Source organism: Bacillus sp. FSL W8-1202, from assembly GCF_038006165.1.
Classification (GTDB): domain Bacteria; phylum Bacillota; class Bacilli; order Bacillales; family Bacillaceae; genus Bacillus; species Bacillus subtilis.
Map to the genome: position 1 here is coordinate 17,087 of NZ_JBBOUR010000003.1, position 26,689 is coordinate 43,775.

A 26,689-nucleotide genomic window follows, 5' to 3' on the forward strand; every position below is an offset into this window, starting at 1 on the left:
TTGCTGACCTCTCCGAATTAGCGAATATCCTCTTTATTTTAGGAGGTGATGTAATGTCACCTTTCTATTATCATTAAAGGTTGGTGACAAATGGATAACTTTGAGCAAAGCACCATTTCAAGATTAAGTGCACTAGAAGAAAAAGCTAAGCACACTAATAACAAGATTGACTCTCTTGAGGAAAGAACAAATGTTATCGGTCGTATAGCTACACTTGTTGAGCAACAAGTTGAAATTAATAAAGACTCTCAAGCACAATCAAGAGAACAGTTCAGTACTCTTAACGAAATGAGCAACAGTTTAAAAAATCTAAGCAAATCATATGAAAAACTAGATAATCGAGTTGAAATATTGGAACGCTCTGATTCTACTCGTAAAATTGATCCCTCACAATTTACAAAAGACCTTGTATTCAAGGTGCTACCAAGTGTAATTGCCACTATTATCGGTGCATGGTTACTCATACATTTTGGCCTCAAATAAAATTAACAGGAGACGATTTAATGACTAAAATCAACTGGAAAGTAAGACTGAAAAAGAAAACATTTCTTGTCGCAATTTTCTCTGCAACGCTGTTATTCGTACAAGCAATTGCCTCTGCTTTTGGATATGACTTGACTGTATTTGGTGACGATTTAACAGAGAAATTTAATGCTCTACTGACTTTTTTAACTGCAATGGGTATCATTGTTGACCCAACAACTCAAGGTATTTCTGATAGTGAACAAGCAATGGATTATGATTCACCGAGATAAAACCCCTACCCTTCTCTTAATCGAGGAGGGTATTTTTTTCGTTATTTAAGATAACATTAATCTTCCTTATTCATTTAAATATGATAAAATATTACATATTTAGATATTTAATATAGGAGGGCTTGTGTTGGAGCAGATGATCTCTTCTTCTAAAGTTGGAGTGAAAATAAATGAGTGGTATAAATACATAAGATTATTTAGTGTCCCAGATTCGGAAATATTGAAAGCTGAGGTCGAGGAAGAAATAAGGCATATGAAAGAAGATCAAGATTTATTGCTGTACTATTCTCTCATGTGTTTTCGCCATCAGCTGATGCTGGACTACCTTGAACCAAAAACATTGAACGAAGAACGACCTAAAATTTCAGACTTATTAGAAAAGATCGAAAGTAGTCAAACTGATTTGAAAGGGATTCTTGAATATTATTTTAACTTTTTCCGGGGAATGTATGAATTTGAACAATACGAATATCTTAATGCCATAAGCTTCTATAAGCAAGCCGAGAGAAAATTATCACTTGTTGCAGATGAAATTGAAAGAGCTGAATTCCACTATAAAGTTGCAGAAATTTATTATCATATGAAGCAAACACATATGTCGATGCACCACATTGTTCAAGCAATCGATAGTTATAAAGCACATGAAAACTACACTGTAAGAGTTATTCAATGCTCATTTGTTATCGGACTGAACTATTTGGATATGGACTACCCTGAAAAAGCGATCCCTCATTTTAAAGATGCTCTAGATAAAGCAAGAGAAATCGATATGTCACGATTAATCGGATCATCTCTTTACAATCTCGGCTTATGTTCCTTTGCTGAGGAAGCTTATGAAAAGGCATCTGAGTACTTCAAGGAGGGCATTAGAGTATATCAGGATAATGGGTATGAACATTCAAATCGCATATTAGATATCTTACTTATGTTGACAAAAACCACTTTTAAAATGAGAAATCACTCCGAGGGAATTTCTTGGTGTGCACACGGTCTGTCTTTGTCCAAAAATTTAAACGATGAGATTATGGCAAAAATGTTTGAATTCATTCATGCCTTATATGTAGATAATGACAATGAAAAATTAAATTCAATTCTAAATTATTTAGAATTAAAGTCAATGCTTTCAGACGTGGAGGATTTAGCATCAGATGCAGCGAAGTATTACAATGAAAAAGAAGACCATAAAGTGGCTGTTGCTTATTATGAAAAAGTGCTTTATGCCCGTAAACAAATTCAGAGAGGGGATTGTCTTTATGAAACTTAAGCATGCATCTGTCTTTATTTTAGCCATTGTTTTAATTGGATTTATAAGCATTTATTTAACTAACACTCAAAAAGATGTCCAAGAAGCACGCAGAGGACATACAGCCAGTATTGGTGGGAGTGTAATATTAACTGTGTAAGTAAGGAATGCGTACGGTTCCTTACTCACACAGTTTTTTATTTGATAGAATAATAAGTATAAAGCTAAAGGAGTGGTTTCAGTGGGGAAATTGAAAAGAGATCCGAACTCCGTAGAATTAGCTAACAAGATTATCGAACAGTATCAGCCTAAATCAGTAGAAGATATGCAAGAAGCATTAAAAGACATATTTGGTCCCATGTTTGAGTCAATGCTAAAAGGTGAAATGAATCACCATTTGGGCTATGAATCCAATGACAAGGGAGAAAAAGAAACAAGAAATAGAAGAAATGGATATGGCAAAAAGATCGTGAAAACAACAGCAGGAGAAGTTGAAATTGCAGTCCCCCGTGATCGTGATGGTTCATTTGAACCGCAGTTGATTCCAAAGCGTAAAAGAGATGTATCCTCTATAGAGGATAAGGTCATTTCGATGTATGCCAGAGGAATGTCACAACGAGACATTTCTTCCACGATAGAAGACATCTATGGCTTTTCTGTATCTCATGAAATGGTATCCGACATTACGGATACTGTACTTCCTAATTTAGAAGAGTGGCAAAATCGTCCCTTAAGTAACTGTTACCCTTTTGTGTTTGTCGATTGTCTTTACACAACCATTCGTAATGACTATGAAACGAAGAAGTATGCCGTTTACACAATACTAGGATATACCATAGAAGGTAAAAAGGACATTCTAGGTTTGTGGTTGAATGAAACGGAAAGTAAACATAAATGGATGCAAATTTTTGATGAAATCAAATCTCGTGGTGTAGAAGATATCTTCTTTCTCTCAATGGATGGCGTTAGTGGTCTGGAAGAAGGAGCACGTGCGATTTTTCCTGATGTGACCGTACAGAGATGTATTGTTCATTTAATTCGAAATTCGATTAAGTATATACCAAGTAAAGACTACAAGCCTTTTACTGCTGCCTTAAAGAAAGTGTATGGAGCTCCAAGCCTTAAGGCTTGTCACAGTGCATTTGAATCTTTTGAAAAGCAGTGGTCTACGTACCCTGGAGCTGTAGACGTATGGAAACGAAACTTTTCTCATGTGGAACAACTTTTCGATTATGGTGGTAATATTCGTAAAATCATGTACACTACAAATGCCGTTGAAAGTATCCACTCTAGCTTTCGAAAAGTCACGAAAAAAGGAGCATTCCCCCATGAGAATGCCCTATTAAAAATATTGTTTTTACGAACAAAAGAATTAGAAAAGAAATGGGATGGTGGACGCATCCAGCAATGGGCTATGGTCATGAATCAACTATTAGTTCATGACCACCTAAAGGAACGTGTGAAGAAATATCTAGAATAACTTACACACTTTTCTTGACAAGCCCGTATTGGTTTTACTGATGGTCATTCGTATGAAATTGCAAGCAGAGGACATACTTCTTAATATGTTTTTCTTATCCCCCTCCAAATTGAGGGGGTTATTTTTATGATTTATGTCCACCAGTAAGTCCAGCTCTATGAAGCGCTGTCCCTGCAGATGTATAAGAAACTGCTCTCAGAATCGCTTTCGATCCGTATTTACTTCTAATCCCATCCATTACAAACCCAAGTTTCCTTCTCTTTTCATTATCTACTTCAAATAAACTCAGCTGCTGATTCACATCATCCTCAATATTTGATAACGTAACTGAGATACTTCTCACAGTCTTACCTGAGTAAAACTTATTAAAGAGTATCAAGCAGCATTTATAAATATCCATCGTGATATTTGTGGGAAGCTCAATTGTTTTAGATCGATGAAATCCGCCACCAAGCTCATCTTTACTGTAACCAATTCCCAGGCTAATTGTTCGACCAACTTTGTTGTGTGTACGAGCCCTTCTTGCGACTTCTTCACAAATCTCCAGAAGAACAGCCTTAATCTCTTCTCTCCTTGTGTAATCCCTCAGTAAAATCTGACTCTTACCGAAACTAATCTGCCCCTGCATCAATGGAGCACCTATTTCAGATAAATCGATTCCATGGGCATGATAATACAACTGGTTCCCCATTATTCCAAATTTCTTCTCAAGTAGCTCTAATGGAAATTTGGCTAACTGACCTACTGTTGATATTCCCATCCGATTCAGATTTCTTTCCATCCTCCCTCCTATCCCCCACATTTTTGACAACGGATGAACATTCCAGAGTTTATTTGGCACATCTTCATATCTCCAACGTGCAATACCACTCTTCGTTTTCTTACTTTCCAGGTCAAGCGCAAGCTTACTTAGCAACATATTGTCTCCAATGCCTACAGTACACATCAAACCGAACTCTCTCCACATACTGCTTTGAATTGCTTTGGCCATTTCTTCAGGATCTTCTTTTCCTGCATCTAAAAAAGATTCATCAATTGAATACGTATGAACACATTTTTCTGGCACAAATCTGTAAAACAGCTTTGTAATCTCAGTTGAAACTCTGATGAAAAGCTTCATTTGCGGATTTACAATGTGTATTCTTGGATCTTCAGGTATCTCGAACAATCTCGACCCTGTTTTGATTCCAAAATCTTTTTTAAGTGCAGGAGATGCAGCTAATACTACACTTCCCTGTCTCTCCGTATTCCCTACAACGGCAAGATAACATGTTAAAGGATTAAGCCCCCTTGTTACAGCCGATACAGAAGCATAAAAGGATTTCATATCGACACAAAGTATATTCTTTCGTGGAAATTGTGAGTAATCAATCATTGTATGTAACTCCTATGATGTCATTCATGTTGATATAAACTGTATTGTCATTCTGGTCTTTTACATGAAGCCTGTGTTGTTCAAAATTAATGTAATGGACTCTGCCGGTGACATTTTCAACGAATCCATTGTTAAAGAGTTTAAATCTCAACTCTTTATTAAATTCAAGTGCCTCGGAGACGAGAAGATCCATCTCTTCAATTTGTTGGTCATCTAAGGATGGTTTTTCAATTTTTGACACATCAATCAAATCTTGTTTAAGTTGTGTTAAATGTTCTGGAAGCATCATTGATGTCCATTTGATTGTTCCTCGATCCCTAAGCATATCGACTCACTCCTTTATTGATCTAATATTAACAGAACAAACGTTCTTTATTCAATATAAAAGAGAACAAAAGTACGATGTAAATGTTGGTAATGAATCGATACTATGACAATTTAAACGTGATACACTTATTAACAAATGGATAAGTTAATTGAGGAGATGAAGTAATGTCATTGATTAGCAAACTAACAAGCAAAAAACAAAAAGACAAGGAATTTAAAAATATCCTTGCTTCTATAGAGCCATTAAAAGAAGATTACTATACCCTGAGTGGTAATCTTCCTTTTTCAAAAGAATATTCAACATATGTTCCCTATGCACTTGAAAATCAATACGATTCAAGTTTAGTGGGTGTTGCTTTTGATTACTTAGCAAGGTTTAGAATTGGACAATTCACGAATAAAGAGGAGGCAAGAGATCATTTAATTGCCTATAAGGGACTGAGGAAATTAAGTAACAAAACTAAGAACTATTCGCTCACGGATACTTTCTATATACCCTTAATAAACGACATTTTAGACTTTATCAGAAGTGAGTCGAAAATTTCTCCAGATATATGTCAAATAGCATTAAAGCTAGCCAAACTAGAACAGCTATACAGATCTCGAACAATTGGAGAGACAAATGTTGATTTTTATACTTGTATAGATTCTTCTGATGAAATAGTCAATGACCTAATAAGCCTGCTAGAGGTTTTCGAAAATAAGTTCATAAACAGTGGCATATTAACAAAAAACAGCGAAGTTGTTTTTAACCCTTCTTTTGGCATTAGCTCACCATTAGTAGGCGGTGCAGACGCAGATATTTGGATTGATGGGACGTTGTATGATTTTAAAACAACGAAAAAGAACTCTTTGGATAAAAATGATAACCTTCAGTTGATCGGCTATTTTATATTAAATGAACTCGCTCAAGAAGTTCACGCTGCAATAGGAGCGCCTCCCCTATTAGACATAGATAGACTGGGTTTTTATAAAGCAAGGTATGGAGAGATTGAATTTTACGATATAGAAAAATTGATTACAAAAGAAATGCGCGACCAAACATTAGTTGAATTGGCTAAATACTTTAGTAAAAATCCAGGTAAGTTAAATTTAGTTCATGACCCTTTCTTTGTAGAGGATGCAAAGGAGGTTCTAAAATCAATTAGTGCACGGGGAATTTAGAGATACGTTCTATCCAATCTTAAAACATATGATTCATATTGGTAATTTATTGTGAATTTTTAACGACAAGGGGATTTATGTATAGTATAATATTTCCTGTACATTAAGTTTGCTCACTCAAGGGAGTCTTGCTCATCCCCTAATGAAAGGGGGTGATGCTAATGTCAACATTTCAAGCATTAATACTCATGCTTGCATTTGGGTCTTTTATAATTGCCCTGTTGACGTATATAAACGTCGGGTAAGTCAGGGCTTTCACAAGCCCCTTCTCCCCTAAGAACCGTACTTGTCTCTTTCAAGACATACGGCTCAAGCCTTCCATTATCCAAGACAGTTCATTTCCTTTTGATGTCTTTGTATGTGGCAGGATGTATGTATAAGCCTTAGATTCTTGTACTCATCCTTTCCACCAAGATACTTAGGTATGATGTGGTCTACCTCAAGTGATTCTTCGCCAACTAATGATTGTTTACATAGTTCACATTTGAATTTTGTCTTTTTTGCCAACTTTTGCTTACTTAAAGTGTTGAATCGCAAGAACTCTTTCTCATCCCGTTTTTTCCAGTATTCTTTTAGCGTAGGATCATCTGGACTGTTTTTGAATTTCACCATCAGGTGTCGTTTGATTGGTACCCATCTGAATTTCTTAACTTGTTTCGTAGTATCATTTGGGTCGGTTAATATCCATTTATCTTTACTTACGCCAGTGTGATCAGGTCTGAAATATTGCTTCCTAATCCATCCCCACGACTTTCCACTGTGCATTCGTTTAAGGAATTTAACCGTCTTATTGAATACATGATGATCCATTATGCTAAAGGTTTGACTAGCGACTTGGCTTGACCAGTAATTTGCAGCTCCTCTAATGACGGGATTAAGTTTATAAATAAGCTCTCTTACAGGTCTACCTAAGTAAGTTTTAAAAATGTCATTTATAGTCTGCTTGGTCTTTTTAATACTGGCATTGGACGGTTTGATTAGAAGTCTTTTTTCGTCCCTGCCTCTATTCCTTACTTTATATTGTCTGAGATTGAAGCCCAGAAAGTCGAACCCTTCAGTTATGTGGGTGACTTTCGTTTTATCCTCGGCTAATTCAAGCCCTCTTTTCTTGAGATAAGGGGCTAGTAATGTATACATGTTTTCAGCTTCATCTCTTGTTTTGCAAAGGATGACGAAGTCATCGGCATACCTAACTAGCGCATTAGATCCTCGTTTAATATGAATACCTTTGTATTCTATCCCGATCTCCTTTTCCATCCCATGTAAGGCTATATTAGCTAGGAGAGGTGAGACGATTCCACCTTGTGGTGTACCTGTCTCAGTTTCGTGGAATGTGTCATTATTGACATACCCAGCTTTAAGCCATTTATAAATCACATTTTTGTTTGGGAAGTCTTGAATGCACTCTAAGATATACTGGTGATTTAAATTATCGAAACAACCTTTGAAGTCTCCTTCAAAAATCCAAGTTTTGTTGCTCCTCGAATTCAATTTGGTAAACAGATTCTCGATTGCGTCTATGGTGCTTCTTTTAGGCCTAAACCCGTAAGAAGTGGCTTCGAATCGCGATTCCCATTGAGGCTCCAAGGCATTTTTAATGATATTTTGGTAGATTCGATCTTTTATCGTCGGTATTCCAAGAGGTCTTAACTTGCCATTCTTTTTTGGAATATACGTACGTCTAGCAGGTTTGACTTTGTGATGTCGTATTGTCTGTCTACACATTGTATTGTATAGCTTTATTCTTTCTTTAGGTGACAGAACTTTGTATCCATCTACACCTGCGGTGCGTTTCCCTTTGTTTATTTGTGTGATTCTTTTAATTGATAGTAGCAAATTGGCTTTACTTCTTATCATTAGTCGTTGAAGTCGTTTAACTTTCCGTTTTTGACCTAACTGTTCGGCACGAAAAATCCGTTGGCGTAGTCTCTTGACATATTTATTGATGTTTTTCCAATTGATTGATTCCCAATTGGTAATATGTAGAGAGGAAGACGCTGACTTATGTTTTTGATAAGTGTTCATATCTTAACCTCTCTTTTTTAGAGTTCTACTTTCCGTTTTTTCTCGTGTTGAAGACCATGCGGAATTCTGCACGCTTTCACGTCATACCATAGGTACTATCCATCGAGTTATGTTTTCCCCTAGGCTTTCGCCCTGATGGCTTTTGCTTACTCCGCAATCCTTTACCCCCTCCGCATTGTGACTTCTTTGCAGTTGTCCTACTCCTGTATTGGAGAGCGAGTGGGGCTTACCAAGTTCCACTTGTAATAGATACGATAAGGTTAGGTATTTCCTTTACTCCGATAGTTCTGTGGGTCGTATCACTGTGTCTTTTTTAATACACATTTCCTGACTATTCGACAAATGTATCAACGCATTTCATTTGCTAGGTCTGACGAAGATTATAGAAATTCACTTTCGTTTACCATGCCTATCTTTCCCTCGCCCGACTTCAGTGTGCGTTCACCTACGTCTTAGGCTTTCTCTCATGCAACCAACCTTTCGATTACTCAAAAGGCTGTTTCGAGTGGGAATATCCCTTACGACTGGGATAGCGTTTGCACTATTACCAAGCGACTTCTTGTCGCACAAAAAATAGACCTCCCTTGAGCCCTCAGAAAGTTCAGGGAATGGTCTATCTCAACTAAGAACCAATGAGCAAGCCCTTTGATGGGCAGCTTTTTGTACAGATCCGGGGTGTTGGTAGCACCCTGGTCTTTTTTATTTTATGCATTTCATTAAACAAAATGCAAAAAATAATTATATAATTGTATCATTAACCTAATTATAACCATATAAAAATGGTATTTGCAATACTATTGCTTGGTGGATAAAACCATTATTTTATTGGAATCCAGTACTTTATCGATGCACAAGTGATATTATCCATGATTCAGTTCAAATTCTTCTCTTGTCATTCCAAAGCAAAAACCATCATAATAAGCACCTTTAGTGAAAATGATCTTTCTTAGTTGTCCCTCTTTCATGAAACCTAATTTTTCATGTAATCGTATGGATGGATTATTAAAAGAATAAACAGTTGTATTTACTTTTTGATAAGCAAGTTCCAAAAAGAAAAAGCGAAGAACCATCAAGATCATTTCTTTGGCAAATCCTTTTCCCCTATATGGCTCGAATACAGCCAAATAATAACCGAAGGTACCATTTTTCCTATCACAGTCAAAGGTTTCAATTATACCTACTATATTATTATCACTATCAACTGCAATAAAACGGAATTCATCTTTTTCTAATTGTTCTTCTACCCATTCTCTCATGTTATTAGCTGAACGAGGAAAATGTAGCGAGTCCATATTTCGCAGAATTTCATCATCTAACGAATCAAATATAACGATATCTTCAGGTTGAATTGCTCGCAGTATAAGATTCTCCCCTGTCCAATAACTAACTGCCATTTTAACTTTCCCTCCAGTTATTTCCATACGCTTTCTTAACTGCTTAGTAAGTCATCATCTTATTCAATATACAGAATTCCATCATCTTCTTTATCAGCTTCAATTGGTTCATCAACTAAACTGAAGACAAACTCCTCAAACGAATTGGCAATTAAGAAAAAGTCTTTGTCGGGATGACTTAATTCATGATCCCAAAACAATATCTTTCCATTATCGATATCCATGCATATTTCATTCCCGCCTGCAGAGCTTGCGATAGGAATAATATTTCTAGGAAAGCGATCAGAATATGTATCGATTGCTTTCTGAAGACTGTCATGATCGTTCGCTAAACCATAAAAACCTTCTAACAATTGTGTATCATCGCCCTTGCCCATCCAAGGATCTTTCTCTATAGGTTTATAGCAAACGTCATACTCAATCTCATCTGATGTTTTTTTACTTTCTAAATAACAGCCGCCATATTCCTTCAAAAAGTCCTTATAATCAGAAGGTAATTGTTTTCCTATGTTCATTTCAATTTCTTTGGGTTGTTCATTTTTATTGATTCTGGGATCTGTTTTTGCATCAATTAAAAACTCTTTCAACTTTTGTTTGACATTATTGAAGCTCATATTAATCCCCTCCGCATTGCACATCTTTAGCAATGAACAATTGCAATACTTTTGTTTAATTGTCTAAACTAACTTTCAATGCATCAGCTAGCATGGCGTTAAAATCATTAAATTTGTTCATCAGTGTTCCAGAGGGTTTATCAAGCTCTAAGTATTCATTCTGAATTACATCTAAACAATACCAAGCTGTATCTGAGTCACCAAAAAACAGATATTTTTTCTGCTCATCATTTTCGTGCCACTGTTCATTTGTTTCAATAAAACCATAAACTTCTTCATCATTTTCTTCTCTCAGTAATTCTTGATCCAATCCATAGATTACCAAGCCATTAAAATCTAATCCGTTTACAGTTTGAAGGAATTTTTTATATCCTGAAGGAATTTCATTTACAGGGAACTTACCTAATACCGCTTCTTCAAAATTTCTTATTTCTTGGTCTGTAACAGGAGAATTTAATTCATCTCCATACTTTGCTTCAGTTTTTCGAATTTCTTCTAATAAATTTACCCACATAATACTGCCCCTAATTTATTACTACGCCAACTCGTAATCGAAGAAAAGTCTCTTAGCAAGAGCTTAATCATCAATTGCAATACTTTTGCTTAATCGTCCCAGTCTTCATCCTCATCCCAGTCATCTTTCGCTTCCTGAATCTTATTATAAAAAAATTCAATAAAGCTGTCTGCAACAGTATCTTGATAACCAATTACCCTATCCCATTCAACTACAGGGCATTCTCCGTCTTTCATTTTATTTGTATCTAGACAGTAAGCAAAGTAATCAACATCTTCAATAACCACAAGTCCATCAGTAAGGCCATAGTGTTCTTTATATTCATTAGTTCTATTTACAACTGATGCATGATCAAAGTTGTAGCCTAAAACTAAAACGCCGAATAAACCACCAGCACCGTATTTTTCTAAAAACCATTTATAACTGTTGGGGAGATCGCATTGGAGGTTTTCTTCAATGCGACCAATGTTTTCATGACTTGCGCCATCTGTAAATATAGCATTTTGTTTATTTTCATTAATAAAGTTTTCAACCTTCGAATAAATCATTTAAACACCTCAATTTCCATTCTCAAATTGTTTCGCTCTCCACTTCCAATATCTCTTTCTGAAGCTCTCGTATTGTGCTTTTAAAACCTTATCATTTCTAAAACTTTCACCATCAGACTTAAGCTTATGAATGACATCACTATATTTTGTATGTAAACTGTTCGGGATTTCAAGCATTGGGCCAGGTTCTTCTTGAATCAAGTGATGTAGATTAATCTGTGTGCCATCTTTTGCATAAGGGGCATTCCCGTTTTTCATTAGCTGAAGATTTGTAACGCCGAATTCTGTTTTTTGATTAATATCTATATCTTTCATAGTATACACTCTTCGACTTACATCTTTAACTTTCCCCTTCGCCTTTACCTTCCCCTTTATTTCATACGCTTCATACTTTTCTTTATTTAGCCATGGGGGACTTATCTTTTGGCCAGTAAACGGTTTTCTTGTTCCATCTGGTATTTTCTTCGCATTAGTCAAAAGTTCATTCTTAAGGCTTTGGCTATCAACCACATTGTATGGCACACCCCCTGCCATAGCAAAGTCGTACTTAGGATTATAAGGCAGCAAATCTGGAATCTTGACGTCTTTTATTTTCTTCCCTACCTGACTTGCTTTGTTTATGACCTTGCCCGCTGCATCTGCTTTGTTAATGGCTCCTGCACCTTTGGTTCCAAAAACAGCTACAGCCACTGAACCAACAGCATACGTTACCCATCTTGATCTAGAATAGGCATCTCCATTCACCATATCCTTTTGATATGACTCTTCTATTGCTGCTGAAATGGTATCGTAAGTTTTCACTGGATGAATAACTGCATTTCCCAGTGCTGATAGTGTTTCTCCTGGATCGGTGATGAAATCCCATATGCCGGTTACAGTGTCTTTACCAACATCATATAAGCCTACTCCTACACCTTTTACGATATCCCAGGTGATTTCTCCTGCTCCTTCTAGCTGCTTCGCTTGTTCAATTTGCACTGCAAGCTGCACTTGAGCTGGCTCCAGATTCTCGTACCCTACTTTCTTAGCAATCTCTAAATATTCAACAGGGTCAGAGACACCGTCATTAAGTTTTTTCTTTAATTCCTTGATTTCACGGTCCTTTGCTTCTTCTTTCTTCACGCTTAAGTAAGCTTCAGAATGCTTCTCTATGTCGCCTTTTTTCTTATGTATGTCACTTTCTCTATACGCTTTGGCGTTATAGTGAATCGGAGTGGCGTTCTTCCCTTTGCCTGTTGATTCCTGCAGCTTTTTAAAATCTTGCTGGATGAACTGTTCGTTAGGCTCTGTTTCAGCGTATTCTGTTTTTAAATCCTCATCAAGCTTGTTTAGCTTATCGATTGTTTTTTCACGTTTGTCATCTGCAGAAGAAAGTTTGTCTTTGAAGTCTTCTGTTGAAAATATTTCAAGGGGAAGAATATCATTGATGTCGTTTAATATGTCTTTCATTGCTTTTTTCTGTTCAGACATAATGGATTTTGATTTTGTATAGGCGTTAGCCAACTCGTGTTCTAAAAAGGATTCTTCTATGTAAGCATCAGACATCTTAGCATCTTCAAGTTTTGCAGACATGCTGCTTAAGAAAGCAATCTTCATGTCAATTAAATCAATCCATTGATCAGTAACACCGACATGATCATGATAAAATGCTTTAATGTTGTCTGCACCCTTACCTGAAAACTCGCTGTCGTCTAGGTCAGCTACAGCTTTAAACGCTTTTTTGAGCTTCACCATTTGCGACCTTAGTTCCTTATACTCTTTGGTTCTTTTATCCGCTTCAGAGAGTAGTGAATCAGCTTCAAAAACCTTCATATCATTCTCCTTCCATTCTTACTCTATGTAAATTTTACCACAATCAACTATTTCAATAACAGAAAAAGACAGCCAAATATGACTGCCTTTAATGATTAACATGTGAAACCTAAAAAATCTTTGGATGCATCTTTAATTTATGTTCTTATAGTAAGCTTTAGCATCTCTTTCAACTTCCCAGTACTTATTTCCGTTCGAACTTAAAAGTCGATCAAACCAAATTTCAAAATTGGCTTTTAAATCCACCGCTTCATCAAAATGTTCAATTGAATCCAAATAAAATAGGTAATCTAAGTTCCCTTTTTCATATCTATTTGAATCTATAACATACCTTCCATCAAAATGATATCCAATCAAAAAACACTTTTCTGGTAGGTCTTCTGTTTCATTATATTTCATAACATCTTCAATACTGAGAATTTCGATTCCATCAAGTAACTCCAATCCATTATGTAGAGCTAGGAACTCCTTATAATCTTTGGGTAAACTTACATTGAAATGTGATTCTAATTTTCTAATTTCGTCTTCTGTTGCAGGTTCATTAAATTCAAATGTGGCATCTTCTAATACGAAACCACCTGGTTGAATCATTGGAAAAGTGCCATACTTAGAAACAGCTTCTTTAATACCAGCAAGTGTCAAATGAATAAGTTTGCCTTCTTCCATATCCCATCCCCCTATCAACAATAATCTAGATTTCGCCATGTCATACAGTATAAGGAAAGCATTACATTACTAATAGGACATTTATTGGTATTAGGAAACAATTTTACTCATAATAGAAGCAGCATTAGTGGTGAACAAAATGTAAGTGTTATTTGCTGTTTTAATCACTACCCTATCCGTAGAGCCATAAGGAAATCCAATCCTTACTGCACTTTTTTCCTCTCCCCCATAGTTTGGATCAAGAAATACATCATTGATTTCTTTGATTGGAATTTCAATTTTGGATAGCTGCCAATTGATAGTTAAGTTTTCATTTGATTTTTCAACGTTGATTCCAAGCATAAAAAACATTCCCCTTTTGACTATGAATTCAGTGAAATTTTAACATGTGCCTGGAAGTTTTAAAGAGAAATGCGATGATATTAAGGAAAAATTAAATTCACAATAATTGGATACAGGATTATAATTATTGATGGTTTACCGATATAAATAGAGAACAAACATTCTAAAAGGGGAAATGAAGTTGAAGAAAGTATTATTAGGTTTTGCGGCATTCACTTTGAGCTTATCTTTGGCAGCCTGCAGTTCAAATGATTCTGAAAAAGTAAGCACAGAAAAAGAAACACCACAAGCGTCTACAGATGTAGAAAAGAAAACAGAACAAAAGGAAGCTACTAAAGAAAAAACTACTAACAAATCTAAAGAGAAAGACAAAAAGGAATTGGTCGATGTGACATTAGACAGAGCTGTTGATGGTGACACAATTAAAGTAAGCTACAATGGAAATGTAGACACAGTCCGCTACTTGCTCATTGATACACCTGAAACTAAGAAACCAAATTCTTGTGTTCAACCATACGGTGAGGATGCATCTAAACGGAACAAAGAATTGGTCAACAGTGGTAAACTGCAGCTTGAATTTGATAAAGGTGACCGCAGAGATAAATACGGAAGACTATTAGCTTATGTTTATGTGGATGGCAAATCTGTTCAGGAAACATTGCTAAAAGAAGGATTGGCCAGAGTAGCATATGTATATGAGCCAAACACCAAATACATAGACCAATTTAAGAAAGACGAGCAGGAAGCAAAATCAGAGAAGCTTTCAATCTGGAGCAAGAATGGATATGTGACCGACCGAGGATTTAATGGCTGTGTGAAAGAGAAAACCACTGCAGTTAAAAAAGCAACAACATCTAAACCGGCAGCTAAACAGCCTACTACTCCAAAGGCATCAAGTGAAACTTCGACTACAACTGAGAAAGAAGCTTCTTCAGAGACAACTGGAGAAACAGAAACATTTAAAAATTGCACAGAGTTAAGAAAGAAATATCCGAATGGAGTGCCTAGCTCTCACCCTGCTTACCGATCTAAGATGGACAGGGATCATGACAACTATGCATGTGAACGCTAATTGAAAGCCCTTTGTGGCTTTCTTTTTTTAGCATGTGATATAAAAACCCCTCCTCTAAATAGAGGAGAGGAATGATTTATAGAGAACCCCAGATAGATTTACCACCTGTATGTCCGGTTTTTTCATGTATAGTTCTATTTACTAATTGCAATCTGCCTGTATTTTCGTGATGGTGCCATATATACCCTCGTGGAGTTTTCCCATTTTTAATATCTTGAATCTGATACTTATTGAATTTTTTCGCATGCTCCCAAGTATTAATTGCCTTCTTCAAAGAGGCGTTTGCATTTTTAAACTGAGTACCATTTGAAGATTTAATTAGACTCATAGGGAGATTGTAATTGTATTTAGATGCGAAAACAGGAAAACCTTTAGAATTAAATTTCACTCCAGTCTTAGGGTGTTTCTTTCCTGCGAGCTTACCATTTCTGACTGCAATTTTCTTCGTAGTTGACTTTAACGTTTGTTTGACTAAAAGCTTACCACCGACACGACTAACTACAGCAATTGCAGGCGGAATTAACCAAACCCATTGAGCATGATAAGATTCATCCTCACCTACATCGTCAGTTTCTGGTTCAGTGGCGCTTTCAGTCGGAGTCACAACATTTTCTTCAAATTCACTATCAGGAACATTTTCGTCTTTAATGATTTCCTCTTCAGCAGCTCCATCTTCTAATAAATTCTCGTCTTCATAGGCAGGGGCATCTGCTAAATTATCATAATACGAATCTTCCGAAACATCAGAGTAATCTTCGTATGTATCCTCTTCGTAGTTAAAGTCATCCTCATACTCTTCATACTCGGAATCAACCGGATTCTCTTCTGATCCTTGAACTTCTGTTCCAGGTTGAACCGGCTGTTCAATTGACTGCGCTTCAGCAAAGTTCGGCAATACAAAAGTTAGCAGCAGAAGCAAACTCAAAACGACACTCAAAATCTTTTGATAGCTTTTCATTAATTCCCTCTTTTCTTTAGGATTTTTAACACACTTCCATTCTAGTACAAATGATGTTAAAAATAAACAAAAAGAGGAAAACAATACTTATTTTACAAAAAGTCTTTAAGTTGATCTAGTATAATCTCAGCATCTTCGTTTTTAGACTTTCCTAACTCTTGAGCAGCTTCTTGTACGACAGATTTTAAATTATTCGACTTTATTTGGTGTGAGTATGATGAAACAACTGACATCAATACGTCAGCCAATTCAAAAGCCATGTCACCTCGTGCCCCTAAGGAATTATGTTTAATAATGTTCAGCAACCATTCTAGGTCTTCAACACTTTGGATTGGAAAAAGAGAAATCCTATGAATCTCCATAGGGTTCTTATTAGTAAGAATTTTTTCAACTTCTTCCTTCTGAATAGCATCTGGATCATTTGGATCAATGCTACGAATTTCATCAAAGTCTAAATTTTCGTCTTCTTGATCTTCTTCATATTCATGTGTGTATAACTTTGATAAAAATTCATCAAATGAATCTGCAATCTTAAAGTCATTATTTAATTCAAGGTCAAAGTAATGAACAGGTGGATTTTCATTAGTTAGGCGATAATCTAATGCAACCCAATTGTGTCCATCCCCTTGTATTAACAATAATCTTTGTGGTAGACCCCACTCTTTTATTAGGTATTCACTCTCTAATATACCTAAATCTTTTCCTATTCCTCTTATATGATCAACTTCAATGTGGTCGTCAGCCCAAGATGTTTCCTGATCTGTTGGGAACGCATTAAAATTAATCAATCCACCATTTTGTTGAATGATCAATTTTTTATATTGTTCAGGCAAAGTTAAGTTTAACTTTTTTTCAACCTTTTTTATTTCATCTTCACTGATATCTTTTAACCTAAAAGGATCATATTCACTGTTCTCCCAAATCTCACTCATAGTATTCCCTCCTATGGGCTATGTAATGTTTCTCCAAGACATATACGCTTTTAAATTCGGAAAGTTTCATTCTATTGCTGGAAAATAAACAGACGGCGATGTTTTTCACTTGAGGCTTTTCTTAGAAAAAAAGCCAGAGAGTATGTGAGGGAACTCTCTGGCCTATAGTGGCTGATATACCAACTATGATACATATATAGGATACTTTAAATTTAGGGTGTATTCAAGCAGCTTTTAGGTTTAAATAAAATGGGAATTTTATTTAGATCAGCTTCTTATAACTATGTATATTAAAACTTAAATTCCAAGACACACCTAACATGCAACACCGTCTCTTGTGAGAAATTTAGGATATGCTATTATATTACAATCTTTATTTCATATTGTTCCTTGATTGTTATACAGCGCATTTCCTTTCATAAGGTTATTAATCCCTTCGGGGTAATAAGGCATTCGTTGACTTGCTTGTTCTATGTCAACCCATTCTATTTTCAATATTTCTTGAGCATTTTTAATTACTTCTGTTCCTCCTATAACGTTTGCTTCAAATGTAAAAAATATAGCGTGATGATTCCTCTTTATAAATTTCGCTTCATTAATAGCTAATATATTTCCTATTTCAACTTCTAGCCCTGTTTCTTCATATACTTCACGGATAACAGCTTCTATTAGATTTTCATCAAGTTCAACTCTTCCACCTGGAAGTGACCAATGCCCCTCATGATTATCTACCATTAATATCTGATTGAGCTCATTTTTAATCAGTGCATATACAACTTTGACTTCTTCCATGATAATCCCCTTTTTAAATAAATTATAATGGTATGCCGGGTTTCTTTATATTTAATATAAAGGATATAAGGCTTATCTAACAGCTATTTCTTTATCATCAAACATAAATAGACCCCAACAAAAAATCATTATTAAAATCTAAACCCCTTTTCCCCCGAATCATCAGGGGATTCCCTCGCTTTAGGCAAAATCTCCACCATGTACAGAATTAGGCTTTGCATCTCTCCCCTTGCATCAGCACTATTAGCTCAGCAGGTTCCTACGAATCCATCTGCTAGATGATCAATACAAACAGCACATATACCTAAATCTAAAACGAGATATGTATCAGCATTCAAAGAATACAAATCTTTCAAATTATTTTGTTGTTTTCGTATTCAATGTTAGATAGAATGTTTTTACAGATACTTCTGTTTTGACATTAAACACAAATAAAGAGGTGCTAAATTTTTGGAATTAAAAAACATTGTCAATTCTTACAACATCACAAATATTTTAGGCTATCTAAGACGTTCTCGTCAGGACATGGAACGAGAAAAAAGAACAGGTGAAGACACACTCACAGAACAAAAAGAACTTATGAATAAAATACTTACGGCCATTGAGATCCCTTATGAATTAAAAATGGAAATTGGATCAGGAGAAAGCATTGAGGGGCGCCCTGTTTTTAAAGAGTGCCTTAAAGATCTTGAGGAAGGCAAATATCAGGCAATTGCAGTTAAAGAAATAACAAGACTTAGTCGTGGGAGTTATAGCGATGCAGGACAGATTGTTAACCTTCTTCAGAGCAAACGATTGATCATAATTACACCATATAAGGTTTATGACCCTAGAAACCCTGTAGACATGCGTCAGATTCGTTTTGAATTATTTATGGCTAGAGAAGAATTTGAAATGACTAGGGAGCGTATGACAGGCGCTAAATACACTTATGCAGCACAGGGGAAATGGATATCTGGACTGGCGCCTTATGGATACCAATTAAACAAAAAGACGTCTAAACTAGATCCAGTTGAGGATGAAGCAAAAGTAGTTCAATTAATTTTTAACATCTTTCTAAATGGGTTGAATGGAAAAGATTATAGTTATACAGCAATTGCTTCACATCTAACAAATTTACAAATCCCCACACCGTCAGGGAAAAAACGTTGGAATCAATACACAATCAAAGCAATTCTCCAAAATGAAGTTTATATAGGAACTGTTAAATATAAGGTTAGGGAAAAAACAAAAGACGGAAAGAGAACAATCAGACCTGAAAAAGAACAAATTGTAGTACAAGATGCGCATGCTCCTATAATTGACCAAGAACAATTTCAACAATCACAAGTAAAAATCGCAAACAAAGTTCCCCTTTTGCCAAATAAAGATGAATTTGAATTAAGTGAACTGGCCGGTGTTTGTACTTGCTCAAAATGCGGTGAGCCTTTATCTAAATACGAATCTAAACGCATGAGAAAAAACAAAGATGGAACTGAAAGTGTTTATCACGTTAAATCGCTCACATGTAAGAAAAATAAGTGTACGTATGTGAGATATAACGATGTTGAAAATGCAATTCTGGATTACCTCTCTTCCTTAAATGACTTAAATGATAGTACTTTAACAAAACACATCAATTCGATGCTTTCAAAATACGAAGACGACAACAGTAACATGAAAACAAAAAAGCAAATGTCTGAACACCTTTCACAAAAAGAGAAAGAGCTAAAAAACAAAGAGAACTTCATCTTCGATAAATATGAAAGTGGCATTTACAGTGATGAACTTTTTTTGAAGAGAAAAGCTGCATTAGATGAAGAATTTAAAGAGCTCCAGAATGCGAAGAATGAGCTCAATGGATTACAAGATACCCAATCAGAAATAGACAGTAATACAGTGAGAAACAACATAAATAAAATAATTGACCAGTATCACATTGAATCAAGCTCAGAGAAAAAGAACGAGCTATTAAGGATGGTCTTAAAAGATGTTATTGTTAACATGACACAAAAAAGAAAAGGGCCTATACCAGCTCAATTTGAAATAACCCCTATCCTAAGGTTTAATTTCATTTTTGACCTCACAGCCACTAATAGTTCTCACTAATAAAGTAGTAAGTATCTTAAAAAACAGATAAAGCTGTATATTAAGATACTTACTACATATTCAAACGAAAAAAGAAGCTTACTCTGCATTCCTTTCCAGAGCAGCTTCTAATAAATGTTGAGCAAATTGTTTATAAAACTCATCTAAGTCATTACTTGCTTCATCCTGAGTTATATATCGAATGCTGTAATTTTTTTTATGGACTACCTTTATGGTTTTTTTCTTTAATTCCTCATAACGTTGGTAAGGTTCCAATGCTACACCCCCGTTTTCACAGGAGTATTATATGTATGTAATGGTTTGTCTCTTGACTGTTCTTTCTTAATTAGTTCACCACAAAGCTTGTTTAAATAATATGTAAAATTCACTTTCTTTTTCATCCAGCGCACTTCAGTACCAATCTCTTCACAAATCGCAATCGGGATACTGGACTTGTTAACTTTATTATTATATGTATGTTCTAACTGTTTTTCGGCTATGCTTTTGTATTTCAAGAAATCATCAATATGTACGAAATAAACCTTATTCTCAGGCTCTCTAAATTGAAACAGAAAACCAGGGATTATGTTTGGATATTGTGTTGCTTCTTTTAAGTGTTTAATCTGCTGCGGCTTTATGATCTTCTCGCTGAAGGAAATGGACTTGTTCTTTGTAGACTTTAGCTCAAAGGGGAACAAGTATCCGTTAAAATGCAGGAAACAGTCATATTTGTTTTTCGATACTGCTGCCCCTCTTTTCAAGAACATTGGATTAACATCTTTAATCCGGTAGAAGAACAACTTCTGATCTGCTGCTGATTTTTCAATATTCGCTTCAAAAACTTTTCCTTGATTGTTTGCTCCCAATCAATCACTCTCCTAATCTATATTGTAGGCAAAATATGGATATGTTAAAATTGATCATGTATTAGTCTTGAATGTTGGAAAGGTGGTCAAAATGAACCTTTATTTAATTCCAGCGCTCGTTATTTCACTTTGCCTTAATGTGTTTTTATATATTCAATTAGCAAAGAATAAAACTGATGAATCCACTAAAATTGGATGGAAAGAAAGGATTGGACTTAACAATCCCTTAACAGCTTTGATTTGGGCTTTTCTTTGCATTTCAATAGTGTTAGGTCTCTTTGGCTTATTAGTTGGACTTTTCAGCTCATAAACCCCTTAACTTATCCACTAATTTTATTTTTATCCTAAATAAAAGACCGATTTTATGCAGTTTGACATTCCATAAATACTCTGTTGATCAGTTTAAAAATCGATTCCTCACTATCTGGATTGAATCTAATTAGTTTATATCCTTTTCTTTTTATGTATTCTTCTCTTTCCAATTCCTTATGTTTTGAGTAATATTTATGACCATGTTCATCACATTCAATAGCAACCTTTTTATCTATCACATAATCAATATAGTAAACTCCACACTTCACTTGCTGCTCTATGATAAACACATTTTTAAAAGCTGTATTAATAAACAAGCCTAACTTCTTTTCTTTTGCTTTATACTCTGAATTGCCAATCACCACTTCACTAAGCCTTTTAGGCAAGTTTAGATTACGCACTTTTTTCTGAAATTGTCTTGCAATGAAACTATCCTTTAAAAGTAACCCAATTCTGATAACCCCGTTTATGTTAACTAATGAGAGTTTCCTCACCTTTTTATATCTACCTAAATGAAGAAGTAAGTCAATTTCCATATTTTTCGATTCAATTAACCTTAATTCATCATAGTGTTTTAAAACCTTCATATTTCTTTTTACAACTGTCCTGATTGTTTCAACCGACACCTCATAATAATCACTGAGCATATGTAAAGTTAATTCTTTTGTTGTCGGCAAAGTTTTAATCTTTTTTACTTGATTAAGAATCTGCAAAAAATTATTCAACCCTTGTCCCCCTTCTTGTAAATGAAATCAAATATTAATCTGTTGTAATCGTAAATGAACCATTATCTTCATCTAGAGTAATAACAATTTCACGAATACCATTACTGCAGTCACTAAATTCTTGCATTTCCCTTCCTAATTTCTGAATTGATTTAGCCAATTCCTCCGGTGTATTTGCCCCTCTTTGGGTACTCATTATTAAATTCTCTCCCTTCCGATAAAATCAACATTTTATCAATAATAAAACTCCATTAACGCATCTCTTCCTGCTCTGTTCAATAATTCAATATCGAATATTACATCTCTTCCCTTTAATTCGTTGTAATGATAATTAGGGTCATGCTTTTCATTGTAATGAATGAAGGAGACGTTATGAGAAGTATATACGTCATAACGATTTTTCAAAATAATCAACATTCCATTTATCTCAATTGCTCCGATTGAAACATTGTTTAACATTGTCCTACTGGGTAAAGAATGACGTAGTACACTTCTAAGTTCTTCGAATTTTTCACTTCTCTTATAACAATAACTGTTCATATTGATCGTGCTCCTTTTCTGTATAAAATTAGAATTTTATTTAGTTGCCGTAAAGATAATCTTCAAAAATGCTATCGTAACATCTATCTTCTTCAACACCTGTTAATAATGGTTCACCATAGACAATCTCATTATCTGTTTTCATTTCAACATCCCCTTAATGTAAAAAAATCAAAATAATTGAATCTAAATCTCAAATGTTTTAAGTTCAAACGTTTTATATGAATCTACTTCTTCACCAGGTATCACATTGACACTCGGATAATTATCATAGTCATACGGGTATCCGATACAATTCATGTGAAAGCTCGTTTCATCTTTGTCAAACTCGGCTTGTAAATGATCATGGCCACAAATCCAATGTTTTGAGTTAATGAACGGTACATCAACCATATAACATGTATTAGGCTCAAACGGGGAATAAGGATTGTGAACAGGTGGAACATGGGAAACAAATACATCAACTTGGATGTTTTCAAGCGTTTCGTACCAATCCATTGATTCTTTCCACATCGCTCTTACCCCATCTTCTTTGTTATAGCCATTAATACAAATGTAATTCGAGTCATTAGATACTCCTTTAAAGAAGTCCCATCCTTCGATTCCTTTTGGAAGGTACCACATTACATCTCCTGCAAAGACTTTTCCTTTGTATGTTTCAGTTGTCTTAATTAATGGTGTTACATTTTTCATGTCAGCAGCTTTTTGAATTAGATCATTCAACCTGCCTAACGAGTCTGAGTATTTCCTTTTTTGGCTCTTGCTAAGTAAATAAAGATCATGATTACCATATGTAAAGTAAACCTTCTCGTATTGCTTTGCTGCCTCATCTAAAACCCATAAAGTTTGTTGATTCCATTCGGTAAAATCACCGGCAATGACTAATACCTCCCCATTACCGTTTGAGATTAACCTATTTACAATTTCTCTTGTTCGCTTCTCCCACTTAATCTGATTTACATTCCAAGGTATCCAATGATTTATATGGAGATCTGATACATAGTCAATTTTCATTTTGTCCTCCCACCTTTCTTAATGAAAAAATTTATTTCTTTGCGTGTATAAATTAAAACAATCTCTCCATAATATGATTCAAACAAGCTTGTTTTCATTACACTTTAGGAGATGAATAAGATGGCTCAACAAAGCAGATCAAGATCAAACAACAATAATGATTTACTAATTCCTCAAGCAGCTTCAGCTATTGAACAAATGAAACTCGAAATAGCTTCTGAGTTTGGTGTTCAATTAGGTGCTGAAACTACTTCACGCGCAAACGGTTCAGTTGGTGGAGAAATCACTAAACGTTTAGTTCGCTTAGCACAACAAAACATGGGCGGTCAATTTCATTAATTTATGAGGGGGATTATTCCCCTCTCTTTTTATACTCCTTCTCTAAACCTGTACTAATGTTACTGTATTCATCCAGAAACTCTCATAAAAATACCTCGATTATCAATCTAAAGCCTGCAATAATCTTCTTTCAGCCATTTATAAATTTTTTCTCCGATCTCTGTGTCATTCCATCCCCATTCTTCTGCTAATAAATGAATATCTCTCGGCAGGTGTTTATGTATATGAATTACAGATGTCGGGTCTGGTTTTTTATCATAATAATCATAATAACAATCGTGAATCTGATCATATACTTCTTCGTTTATCCACACATAATGACAAACCGCACACCCTGGAATTCCCTTTGGACAAGGTATTTTAACCCTATACCTGCCATTGATTTTCTCCATAGCTCGTTACTCCTCTCCATAAAATACAGATTTTATTTAATAATCACTTTCTTGGACAACTTTTTCACTTATTTCAATTTCACAGTCTTCCTTAAAAACTACACACAATTTCATTCTTATGTCGTCTTCAGTTGTGTACCAAGTTTTAACCAAATATGCTTCTTGTATAAAATCTTCTTCTACTATTTCATAAACATGGCCTACAAAATTTTTGTACCATCCATGCCCCTTTATAATCCGTAAATTTTCTGGTTTCATTTATTCGTCCTCCTTTGCCTGCTCAACGATCTCATCGCGGCGTATTTGTGTGCTTTTCTCCGGCCGCCATAAACGTTCCTCTAGTGTCGTACAGACCGGAGTCGTTACCGTATTCACATCGCCAGGAATAATAACAACATCTTGATTCGTTTTTGCGTAGTGAACTACAAATCTATATGAATATGCTCCCCCAATAACGATATCTCCAAAACGAGACTTATAACCAAAATATTTATCGTCCTTCTTTTCAAATACCGTATTCGCATTATTGATTACCGTTTGACTCACATTTTTCATTTTTCAGCCTCCTGAGATATCATTTAATTGTTGTTTCAGGTCAAAGAATTCATCATGAAGAATTTTAAATTTATCCTTATTTATGTATGCTTTGTCATCATTAAAATCAAAAAGATATAAGTATTTTCTTTTATTTCTTCTAATAATTCGTAAAGCAATCGTGCAGCTTACCCATTCTTCATCTTCCAATTGGGTTAAGACTTCGCTTAACTCGAATAAGAATTCAAGCTTCTCTTTGTTTTGCTGAGTTTCAAGTCTTAAAAGATCCCTCTGTTTTTCAAGTAATGTTGTTTCAATTTGATATTTCTTTTCCTTTAAGACTCTTATCTGTTCGTTGGTGTTATGTATTTTGTCTCCTGCCTCCAATGAATCACCTCCTTAAAGTTTGAATAAAATATTAGTTTTATAAAAATGTATATTTTTTGTTTTTGTAATTTAAATAAAAAACTGTTATCTCATCACCATCTTATTATCATATTATACATATTTTTTAACTTTGTCTATATTTATTTTCAAAAGTTAGAAAGGAATAATTGTATTTGTTCTTTTCATCGGCTTTATTATGCAGTTTATTAGTCAATTTCCAACGATCATCTAACATAGGAAAATATGAATCTGCTTCTCTTGACGCTGAGTCAACAATTGTCAAATACACTTTATCAGCGTAGGGCAAGAATGCTTTGTAAATCATACTTCCCCCTATCACCATCACTTCCTCATCAGTGTTAACTTGCCCTTGAATGAGTTTTAAAACCTCCTCAATTGAATGATAAACAAAGGACGAATAATCTGGCTTAAAGTTCTGATCCCTAGTAAGTATAATATTCCTCCTATTCTGTAGAGGCTTACCTGTCATACCGATAATTGATTCGTATGTTGATCTTCCTTGAATACATATTTTCCCCTCAGTTTTTCCTTTGAAGTGTTTCATGTCAGCAGGCAAATGATTCAGTAATTTGTTTTGATATCCAATGGCCAGATTTTTATCACAGCAAGCAATCAGAGATAGCATTAAACTGCTACCTCAAATAAAAGCTTGTCCCCATGTTTATAGTTGATTAACTTGAAATCATCAATGGTAAAGTTATAAAAATCTTTCACTTCAGGATTGATCCATAGTTCAGGTGCTTCAAACTGTTCTCTTTCCATTTGAATTTTCAAATTGTCTATATGACGTGTGTACACATGGCAATCCCCAATGTTAAAGATATATTCACCAAGCTCATAACCAGTCACTTGAGCAATCATGCGCTGCAACACATTATACTGGAATACATTGAATGGATTTCCCAATGCCATATCATTGCTCCGTGCTCTTACCTCAAGGTGGAGTTTCCCATGTTTAACGTACCATTGTGTCTCGTATACACATGGCGTTAAGGCCATTGCGTCTAATTCATCAGGATTCCACAGCATTGTAATGTGTCTGCGTGAAGATGGATTGTTCTTCAATTGATGAAGAAGATAGTCTACCTGATCCACTTTTTCTCCATTTAGACTTCTGTTTTTCTTCCCCAACTGAAATCCATATGCATGTCCGATGGTGCCGTCTTCTTGTTTCCATTGATCCCAAATATGTACGCTCATCTTGTTTAAATCATTAACATCATTAGATTTCAGCTGCCAAATCCAGAGCAACTCTTTAATGGCTGTTTTCCAGGCAACCTTTTTTGTCGTTAAAATCGGAACCTCTGAGTTGTCGAATCTCATTTGCTTACTAATCACGCTTAGTGTATGAGCAGATGTTCCATCTGATTCCCACTTGGTTCTTACATCAAACTCTTCGTCTGAGATTCCATTATTGATGATATCCTTTATAATTGAATTGTATTGTTTATCGAATTGAGTCATGATTCTCAGTCCTTT

35 protein-coding genes are annotated in these 26,689 nt (G+C 35.1%); 10 read left to right on the forward strand and 25 right to left on the reverse strand.

The window, feature by feature from the left end; all coding sequences use genetic code 11:
- Window positions 1-90 precede the first annotated feature (90 nt).
- From NSQ09_RS21640 to NSQ09_RS21660, 5 genes are all read left to right on the forward strand, one after another.
- On the forward strand, window positions 91-483 hold the full coding sequence (locus tag NSQ09_RS21640; protein WP_017696898.1) for a hypothetical protein: 393 nt from the start codon (window positions 91-93) through the stop codon (window positions 481-483).
- 20 nt (window positions 484-503) lie between these two features.
- Window positions 504-755: a phage holin gene (locus NSQ09_RS21645; protein ID WP_017696899.1), complete on the forward strand. Its 252-nt coding sequence runs from the start codon at window positions 504-506 to the stop codon at window positions 753-755.
- Window positions 756-882: 127 nt separating this feature from the next.
- The gene (locus NSQ09_RS21650) at window positions 883-2,019 is read left to right on the forward strand and encodes a Rap family tetratricopeptide repeat protein (RefSeq protein WP_068947494.1); all 1,137 of its coding nucleotides are present in this window, start codon (window positions 883-885) and stop codon (window positions 2,017-2,019) included.
- Window positions 2,009-2,158 (forward strand): aspartate phosphatase, encoded by a 150-nt coding sequence (locus tag NSQ09_RS21655; RefSeq protein ID WP_341032651.1) that lies wholly within the window; start codon window positions 2,009-2,011, stop codon window positions 2,156-2,158. Before NSQ09_RS21650 ends, NSQ09_RS21655 begins: the two co-directional genes overlap by 11 nt.
- 72 nt (window positions 2,159-2,230) lie before the next feature.
- Window positions 2,231-3,478 carry an IS256-like element ISBsu2 family transposase gene (locus NSQ09_RS21660; RefSeq protein WP_031600262.1) on the forward strand — a complete coding sequence of 416 codons (1,248 nt, stop codon included), beginning with the start codon at window positions 2,231-2,233 and terminating at the stop codon, window positions 3,476-3,478.
- Between the two features lie 124 nt (window positions 3,479-3,602).
- On the opposite strand, the gene NSQ09_RS21665 is transcribed toward NSQ09_RS21660, so the two are convergent.
- Both NSQ09_RS21665 and NSQ09_RS21670 read right to left on the reverse strand, forming a co-directional pair.
- Window positions 3,603-4,853, reverse strand: a complete 1,251-nt coding sequence (locus NSQ09_RS21665; RefSeq protein ID WP_072692677.1) for a Y-family DNA polymerase — start codon at window positions 4,851-4,853, stop codon at window positions 3,603-3,605.
- Window positions 4,846-5,178, reverse strand: coding sequence for a YolD-like family protein (locus NSQ09_RS21670; protein ID WP_041336419.1), 333 nt, complete (start codon window positions 5,176-5,178; stop codon window positions 4,846-4,848). The genes NSQ09_RS21665 and NSQ09_RS21670 overlap by 8 nt, the downstream gene beginning before the upstream one ends.
- Before the next feature lie 167 nt (window positions 5,179-5,345).
- Here NSQ09_RS21670 and NSQ09_RS21675 point away from each other — a divergent pair, with 167 nt between their 5' ends.
- Together NSQ09_RS21675 and NSQ09_RS21680 are read left to right on the forward strand one after the other, a co-directional pair.
- Window positions 5,346-6,344, forward strand: coding sequence for a hypothetical protein (locus NSQ09_RS21675; protein WP_068947491.1), 999 nt, complete (start codon window positions 5,346-5,348; stop codon window positions 6,342-6,344).
- A gap of 155 nt (window positions 6,345-6,499) precedes the next feature.
- Entirely contained in the window at window positions 6,500-6,589 is a 90-nt protein-coding gene (locus NSQ09_RS21680; RefSeq protein ID WP_341032652.1) for a putative holin-like toxin, read from the forward strand.
- A gap of 76 nt (window positions 6,590-6,665) precedes the next feature.
- On the opposite strand, the gene ltrA is transcribed toward NSQ09_RS21680, so the two are convergent.
- From ltrA to NSQ09_RS21720, 8 genes are all read right to left on the reverse strand, one after another.
- Window positions 6,666-8,369 carry a group II intron reverse transcriptase/maturase gene (gene ltrA, locus NSQ09_RS21685; protein WP_065118570.1) on the reverse strand — a complete coding sequence of 568 codons (1,704 nt, stop codon included), beginning with the start codon at window positions 8,367-8,369 and terminating at the stop codon, window positions 6,666-6,668.
- Window positions 8,370-9,229: 860 nt separating this feature from the next.
- On the reverse strand, window positions 9,230-9,763 hold the full coding sequence (locus tag NSQ09_RS21690; protein ID WP_014479996.1) for a GNAT family N-acetyltransferase: 534 nt from the start codon (window positions 9,761-9,763) through the stop codon (window positions 9,230-9,232).
- Window positions 9,764-9,822: 59 nt separating this feature from the next.
- Entirely contained in the window at window positions 9,823-10,377 is a 555-nt protein-coding gene (locus NSQ09_RS21695) for an SMI1/KNR4 family protein (protein WP_041336412.1), read from the reverse strand.
- Window positions 10,378-10,432: 55 nt separating this feature from the next.
- Window positions 10,433-10,891 (reverse strand): YrhA family protein, encoded by a 459-nt coding sequence (locus tag NSQ09_RS21700; protein ID WP_014479998.1) that lies wholly within the window; start codon window positions 10,889-10,891, stop codon window positions 10,433-10,435.
- Window positions 10,892-10,980: 89 nt separating this feature from the next.
- Window positions 10,981-11,439, reverse strand: coding sequence for a type VII secretion system immunity protein YobK (gene yobK, locus NSQ09_RS21705; protein WP_041336410.1), 459 nt, complete (start codon window positions 11,437-11,439; stop codon window positions 10,981-10,983).
- A 9-nt stretch (window positions 11,440-11,448) separates the two neighbouring features.
- On the reverse strand, window positions 11,449-13,251 hold the full coding sequence (gene yobL / locus NSQ09_RS21710) for an LXG family T7SS effector ribonuclease toxin YobL (protein ID WP_242304358.1): 1,803 nt from the start codon (window positions 13,249-13,251) through the stop codon (window positions 11,449-11,451).
- Between the two features lie 132 nt (window positions 13,252-13,383).
- Window positions 13,384-13,917, reverse strand: coding sequence for an SMI1/KNR4 family protein (locus NSQ09_RS21715; RefSeq protein WP_041336408.1), 534 nt, complete (start codon window positions 13,915-13,917; stop codon window positions 13,384-13,386).
- 90 nt (window positions 13,918-14,007) lie between these two features.
- Window positions 14,008-14,259, reverse strand: coding sequence for a SunI/YnzG family protein (locus NSQ09_RS21720; protein ID WP_041336407.1), 252 nt, complete (start codon window positions 14,257-14,259; stop codon window positions 14,008-14,010).
- 181 nt (window positions 14,260-14,440) lie between these two features.
- Here NSQ09_RS21720 and yokF point away from each other — a divergent pair, with 181 nt between their 5' ends.
- Window positions 14,441-15,331, forward strand: a complete 891-nt coding sequence (yokF, locus tag NSQ09_RS21725) for an endonuclease YokF (RefSeq protein WP_041336406.1) — start codon at window positions 14,441-14,443, stop codon at window positions 15,329-15,331.
- A 76-nt stretch (window positions 15,332-15,407) separates the two neighbouring features.
- Here the strand turns inward: yokF and NSQ09_RS21730 are convergent, their stop codons facing one another.
- The 3 genes from NSQ09_RS21730 to NSQ09_RS21740 all read right to left on the reverse strand — a co-directional run bounded on the left by NSQ09_RS21730 (window position 15,408) and on the right by NSQ09_RS21740 (window position 18,013).
- Complete coding sequence (locus NSQ09_RS21730; protein ID WP_041336404.1) at window positions 15,408-16,289, reverse strand: HNH endonuclease; 882 nt, start codon at window positions 16,287-16,289, stop codon at window positions 15,408-15,410.
- Between the two features lie 92 nt (window positions 16,290-16,381).
- Window positions 16,382-17,221: an SMI1/KNR4 family protein gene (locus NSQ09_RS21735; RefSeq protein ID WP_144461776.1), complete on the reverse strand. Its 840-nt coding sequence runs from the start codon at window positions 17,219-17,221 to the stop codon at window positions 16,382-16,384.
- A gap of 378 nt (window positions 17,222-17,599) precedes the next feature.
- Window positions 17,600-18,013, reverse strand: a complete 414-nt coding sequence (locus NSQ09_RS21740; RefSeq protein WP_181219641.1) for an NUDIX hydrolase — start codon at window positions 18,011-18,013, stop codon at window positions 17,600-17,602.
- Between the two features lie 450 nt (window positions 18,014-18,463).
- On the opposite strand from NSQ09_RS21740, the gene sprA reads away from it, so the two are divergent.
- Window positions 18,464-20,101, forward strand: a complete 1,638-nt coding sequence (gene sprA / locus NSQ09_RS21745) for a serine-type integrase SprA (RefSeq protein ID WP_017696910.1) — start codon at window positions 18,464-18,466, stop codon at window positions 20,099-20,101.
- 78 nt (window positions 20,102-20,179) lie between these two features.
- On the opposite strand, the gene sprB is transcribed toward sprA, so the two are convergent.
- From sprB to NSQ09_RS21775, 6 genes are all read right to left on the reverse strand, one after another.
- Window positions 20,180-20,356: a recombination directionality factor SprB gene (gene sprB, locus NSQ09_RS21750; RefSeq protein WP_181219375.1), complete on the reverse strand. Its 177-nt coding sequence runs from the start codon at window positions 20,354-20,356 to the stop codon at window positions 20,180-20,182.
- 2 nt (window positions 20,357-20,358) lie between these two features.
- The gene (locus NSQ09_RS21755) at window positions 20,359-20,946 is read right to left on the reverse strand and encodes a hypothetical protein (protein ID WP_341032655.1); all 588 of its coding nucleotides are present in this window, start codon (window positions 20,944-20,946) and stop codon (window positions 20,359-20,361) included.
- Between the two features lie 362 nt (window positions 20,947-21,308).
- Window positions 21,309-21,983, reverse strand: coding sequence for a DUF559 domain-containing protein (locus NSQ09_RS21760; protein WP_069322649.1), 675 nt, complete (start codon window positions 21,981-21,983; stop codon window positions 21,309-21,311).
- Window positions 21,984-22,017: 34 nt separating this feature from the next.
- Window positions 22,018-22,179: a hypothetical protein gene (locus tag NSQ09_RS21765; RefSeq protein ID WP_155118623.1), complete on the reverse strand. Its 162-nt coding sequence runs from the start codon at window positions 22,177-22,179 to the stop codon at window positions 22,018-22,020.
- A gap of 38 nt (window positions 22,180-22,217) precedes the next feature.
- Window positions 22,218-22,523: a hypothetical protein gene (locus NSQ09_RS21770; protein ID WP_341032656.1), complete on the reverse strand. Its 306-nt coding sequence runs from the start codon at window positions 22,521-22,523 to the stop codon at window positions 22,218-22,220.
- Between the two features lie 186 nt (window positions 22,524-22,709).
- On the reverse strand, window positions 22,710-23,537 hold the full coding sequence (locus NSQ09_RS21775; RefSeq protein WP_061891166.1) for a metallophosphoesterase family protein: 828 nt from the start codon (window positions 23,535-23,537) through the stop codon (window positions 22,710-22,712).
- Between the two features lie 120 nt (window positions 23,538-23,657).
- On the opposite strand from NSQ09_RS21775, the gene sspC reads away from it, so the two are divergent.
- On the forward strand, window positions 23,658-23,876 hold the full coding sequence (sspC, locus tag NSQ09_RS21780) for an acid-soluble spore protein SspC (protein WP_009967454.1): 219 nt from the start codon (window positions 23,658-23,660) through the stop codon (window positions 23,874-23,876).
- A gap of 107 nt (window positions 23,877-23,983) precedes the next feature.
- Here the strand turns inward: sspC and NSQ09_RS21785 are convergent, their stop codons facing one another.
- From NSQ09_RS21785 to NSQ09_RS21810, 6 genes are all read right to left on the reverse strand, one after another.
- Complete coding sequence (locus tag NSQ09_RS21785; RefSeq protein ID WP_033884587.1) at window positions 23,984-24,268, reverse strand: hypothetical protein; 285 nt, start codon at window positions 24,266-24,268, stop codon at window positions 23,984-23,986.
- Between the two features lie 36 nt (window positions 24,269-24,304).
- Window positions 24,305-24,526 carry a hypothetical protein gene (locus NSQ09_RS21790; RefSeq protein ID WP_032721847.1) on the reverse strand — a complete coding sequence of 74 codons (222 nt, stop codon included), beginning with the start codon at window positions 24,524-24,526 and terminating at the stop codon, window positions 24,305-24,307.
- Window positions 24,527-24,823 (reverse strand): hypothetical protein, encoded by a 297-nt coding sequence (locus NSQ09_RS21795; protein WP_032721845.1) that lies wholly within the window; start codon window positions 24,821-24,823, stop codon window positions 24,527-24,529. It lies immediately after the preceding gene.
- Window positions 24,824-24,826: 3 nt separating this feature from the next.
- On the reverse strand, window positions 24,827-25,189 hold the full coding sequence (locus NSQ09_RS21800) for a hypothetical protein (RefSeq protein ID WP_032721843.1): 363 nt from the start codon (window positions 25,187-25,189) through the stop codon (window positions 24,827-24,829).
- Window positions 25,190-25,313: 124 nt separating this feature from the next.
- Window positions 25,314-25,835 (reverse strand): dihydrofolate reductase, encoded by a 522-nt coding sequence (locus NSQ09_RS21805; protein WP_041336479.1) that lies wholly within the window; start codon window positions 25,833-25,835, stop codon window positions 25,314-25,316.
- Window positions 25,835-26,674 (reverse strand): thymidylate synthase, encoded by an 840-nt coding sequence (locus tag NSQ09_RS21810; RefSeq protein ID WP_072692897.1) that lies wholly within the window; start codon window positions 26,672-26,674, stop codon window positions 25,835-25,837. The genes NSQ09_RS21805 and NSQ09_RS21810 overlap by 1 nt, the downstream gene beginning before the upstream one ends.
- Window positions 26,675-26,689: the final 15 nt, after the last annotated feature.

What these genes read in the sequence shown, in the direction of transcription:
- ltrA (WP_065118570.1), bottom strand. Translation starts at nt 8,369, where the DNA reads ATGAACACTTATCAAAAACATAAGTCAGCGTCTTCCTCTCTACATATT.
- yobL (WP_242304358.1), bottom strand. Translation starts at nt 13,251, where the DNA reads ATGAAGGTTTTTGAAGCTGATTCACTACTCTCTGAAGCGGATAAAAGA.
- NSQ09_RS21645 (WP_017696899.1), top strand. Translation starts at nt 504, where the DNA reads ATGACTAAAATCAACTGGAAAGTAAGACTGAAAAAGAAAACATTTCTT.
- NSQ09_RS21730 (WP_041336404.1), bottom strand. Translation starts at nt 16,289, where the DNA reads ATGAAAAGCTATCAAAAGATTTTGAGTGTCGTTTTGAGTTTGCTTCTG.
- NSQ09_RS21665 (WP_072692677.1), bottom strand. Translation starts at nt 4,853, where the DNA reads ATGATTGATTACTCACAATTTCCACGAAAGAATATACTTTGTGTCGAT.
- NSQ09_RS21720 (WP_041336407.1), bottom strand. Translation starts at nt 14,259, where the DNA reads ATGCTTGGAATCAACGTTGAAAAATCAAATGAAAACTTAACTATCAAT.
- NSQ09_RS21735 (WP_144461776.1), bottom strand. Translation starts at nt 17,221, where the DNA reads ATGAGTGAGATTTGGGAGAACAGTGAATATGATCCTTTTAGGTTAAAA.
- NSQ09_RS21675 (WP_068947491.1), top strand. Translation starts at nt 5,346, where the DNA reads ATGTCATTGATTAGCAAACTAACAAGCAAAAAACAAAAAGACAAGGAA.
- sspC (WP_009967454.1), top strand. Translation starts at nt 23,658, where the DNA reads ATGGCTCAACAAAGCAGATCAAGATCAAACAACAATAATGATTTACTA.
- NSQ09_RS21810 (WP_072692897.1), bottom strand. Translation starts at nt 26,674, where the DNA reads ATGACTCAATTCGATAAACAATACAATTCAATTATAAAGGATATCATC.
- NSQ09_RS21640 (WP_017696898.1), top strand. Translation starts at nt 91, where the DNA reads ATGGATAACTTTGAGCAAAGCACCATTTCAAGATTAAGTGCACTAGAA.
- NSQ09_RS21715 (WP_041336408.1), bottom strand. Translation starts at nt 13,917, where the DNA reads ATGGAAGAAGGCAAACTTATTCATTTGACACTTGCTGGTATTAAAGAA.
- NSQ09_RS21765 (WP_155118623.1), bottom strand. Translation starts at nt 22,179, where the DNA reads ATGAGTACCCAAAGAGGGGCAAATACACCGGAGGAATTGGCTAAATCA.
- NSQ09_RS21695 (WP_041336412.1), bottom strand. Translation starts at nt 10,377, where the DNA reads ATGAGCTTCAATAATGTCAAACAAAAGTTGAAAGAGTTTTTAATTGAT.
- NSQ09_RS21700 (WP_014479998.1), bottom strand. Translation starts at nt 10,891, where the DNA reads ATGTGGGTAAATTTATTAGAAGAAATTCGAAAAACTGAAGCAAAGTAT.
- NSQ09_RS21740 (WP_181219641.1), bottom strand. Translation starts at nt 18,013, where the DNA reads ATGGAAGAAGTCAAAGTTGTATATGCACTGATTAAAAATGAGCTCAAT.
- NSQ09_RS21775 (WP_061891166.1), bottom strand. Translation starts at nt 23,537, where the DNA reads ATGAAAATTGACTATGTATCAGATCTCCATATAAATCATTGGATACCT.
- yobK (WP_041336410.1), bottom strand. Translation starts at nt 11,439, where the DNA reads ATGATTTATTCGAAGGTTGAAAACTTTATTAATGAAAATAAACAAAAT.
- NSQ09_RS21770 (WP_341032656.1), bottom strand. Translation starts at nt 22,523, where the DNA reads ATGAACAGTTATTGTTATAAGAGAAGTGAAAAATTCGAAGAACTTAGA.
- NSQ09_RS21795 (WP_032721845.1), bottom strand. Translation starts at nt 24,823, where the DNA reads ATGAAAAATGTGAGTCAAACGGTAATCAATAATGCGAATACGGTATTT.
- NSQ09_RS21655 (WP_341032651.1), top strand. Translation starts at nt 2,009, where the DNA reads ATGAAACTTAAGCATGCATCTGTCTTTATTTTAGCCATTGTTTTAATT.
- NSQ09_RS21680 (WP_341032652.1), top strand. Translation starts at nt 6,500, where the DNA reads ATGCTAATGTCAACATTTCAAGCATTAATACTCATGCTTGCATTTGGG.
- NSQ09_RS21785 (WP_033884587.1), bottom strand. Translation starts at nt 24,268, where the DNA reads ATGGAGAAAATCAATGGCAGGTATAGGGTTAAAATACCTTGTCCAAAG.
- NSQ09_RS21690 (WP_014479996.1), bottom strand. Translation starts at nt 9,763, where the DNA reads ATGGCAGTTAGTTATTGGACAGGGGAGAATCTTATACTGCGAGCAATT.
- NSQ09_RS21790 (WP_032721847.1), bottom strand. Translation starts at nt 24,526, where the DNA reads ATGAAACCAGAAAATTTACGGATTATAAAGGGGCATGGATGGTACAAA.
- NSQ09_RS21805 (WP_041336479.1), bottom strand. Translation starts at nt 25,835, where the DNA reads ATGCTATCTCTGATTGCTTGCTGTGATAAAAATCTGGCCATTGGATAT.
- NSQ09_RS21670 (WP_041336419.1), bottom strand. Translation starts at nt 5,178, where the DNA reads ATGCTTAGGGATCGAGGAACAATCAAATGGACATCAATGATGCTTCCA.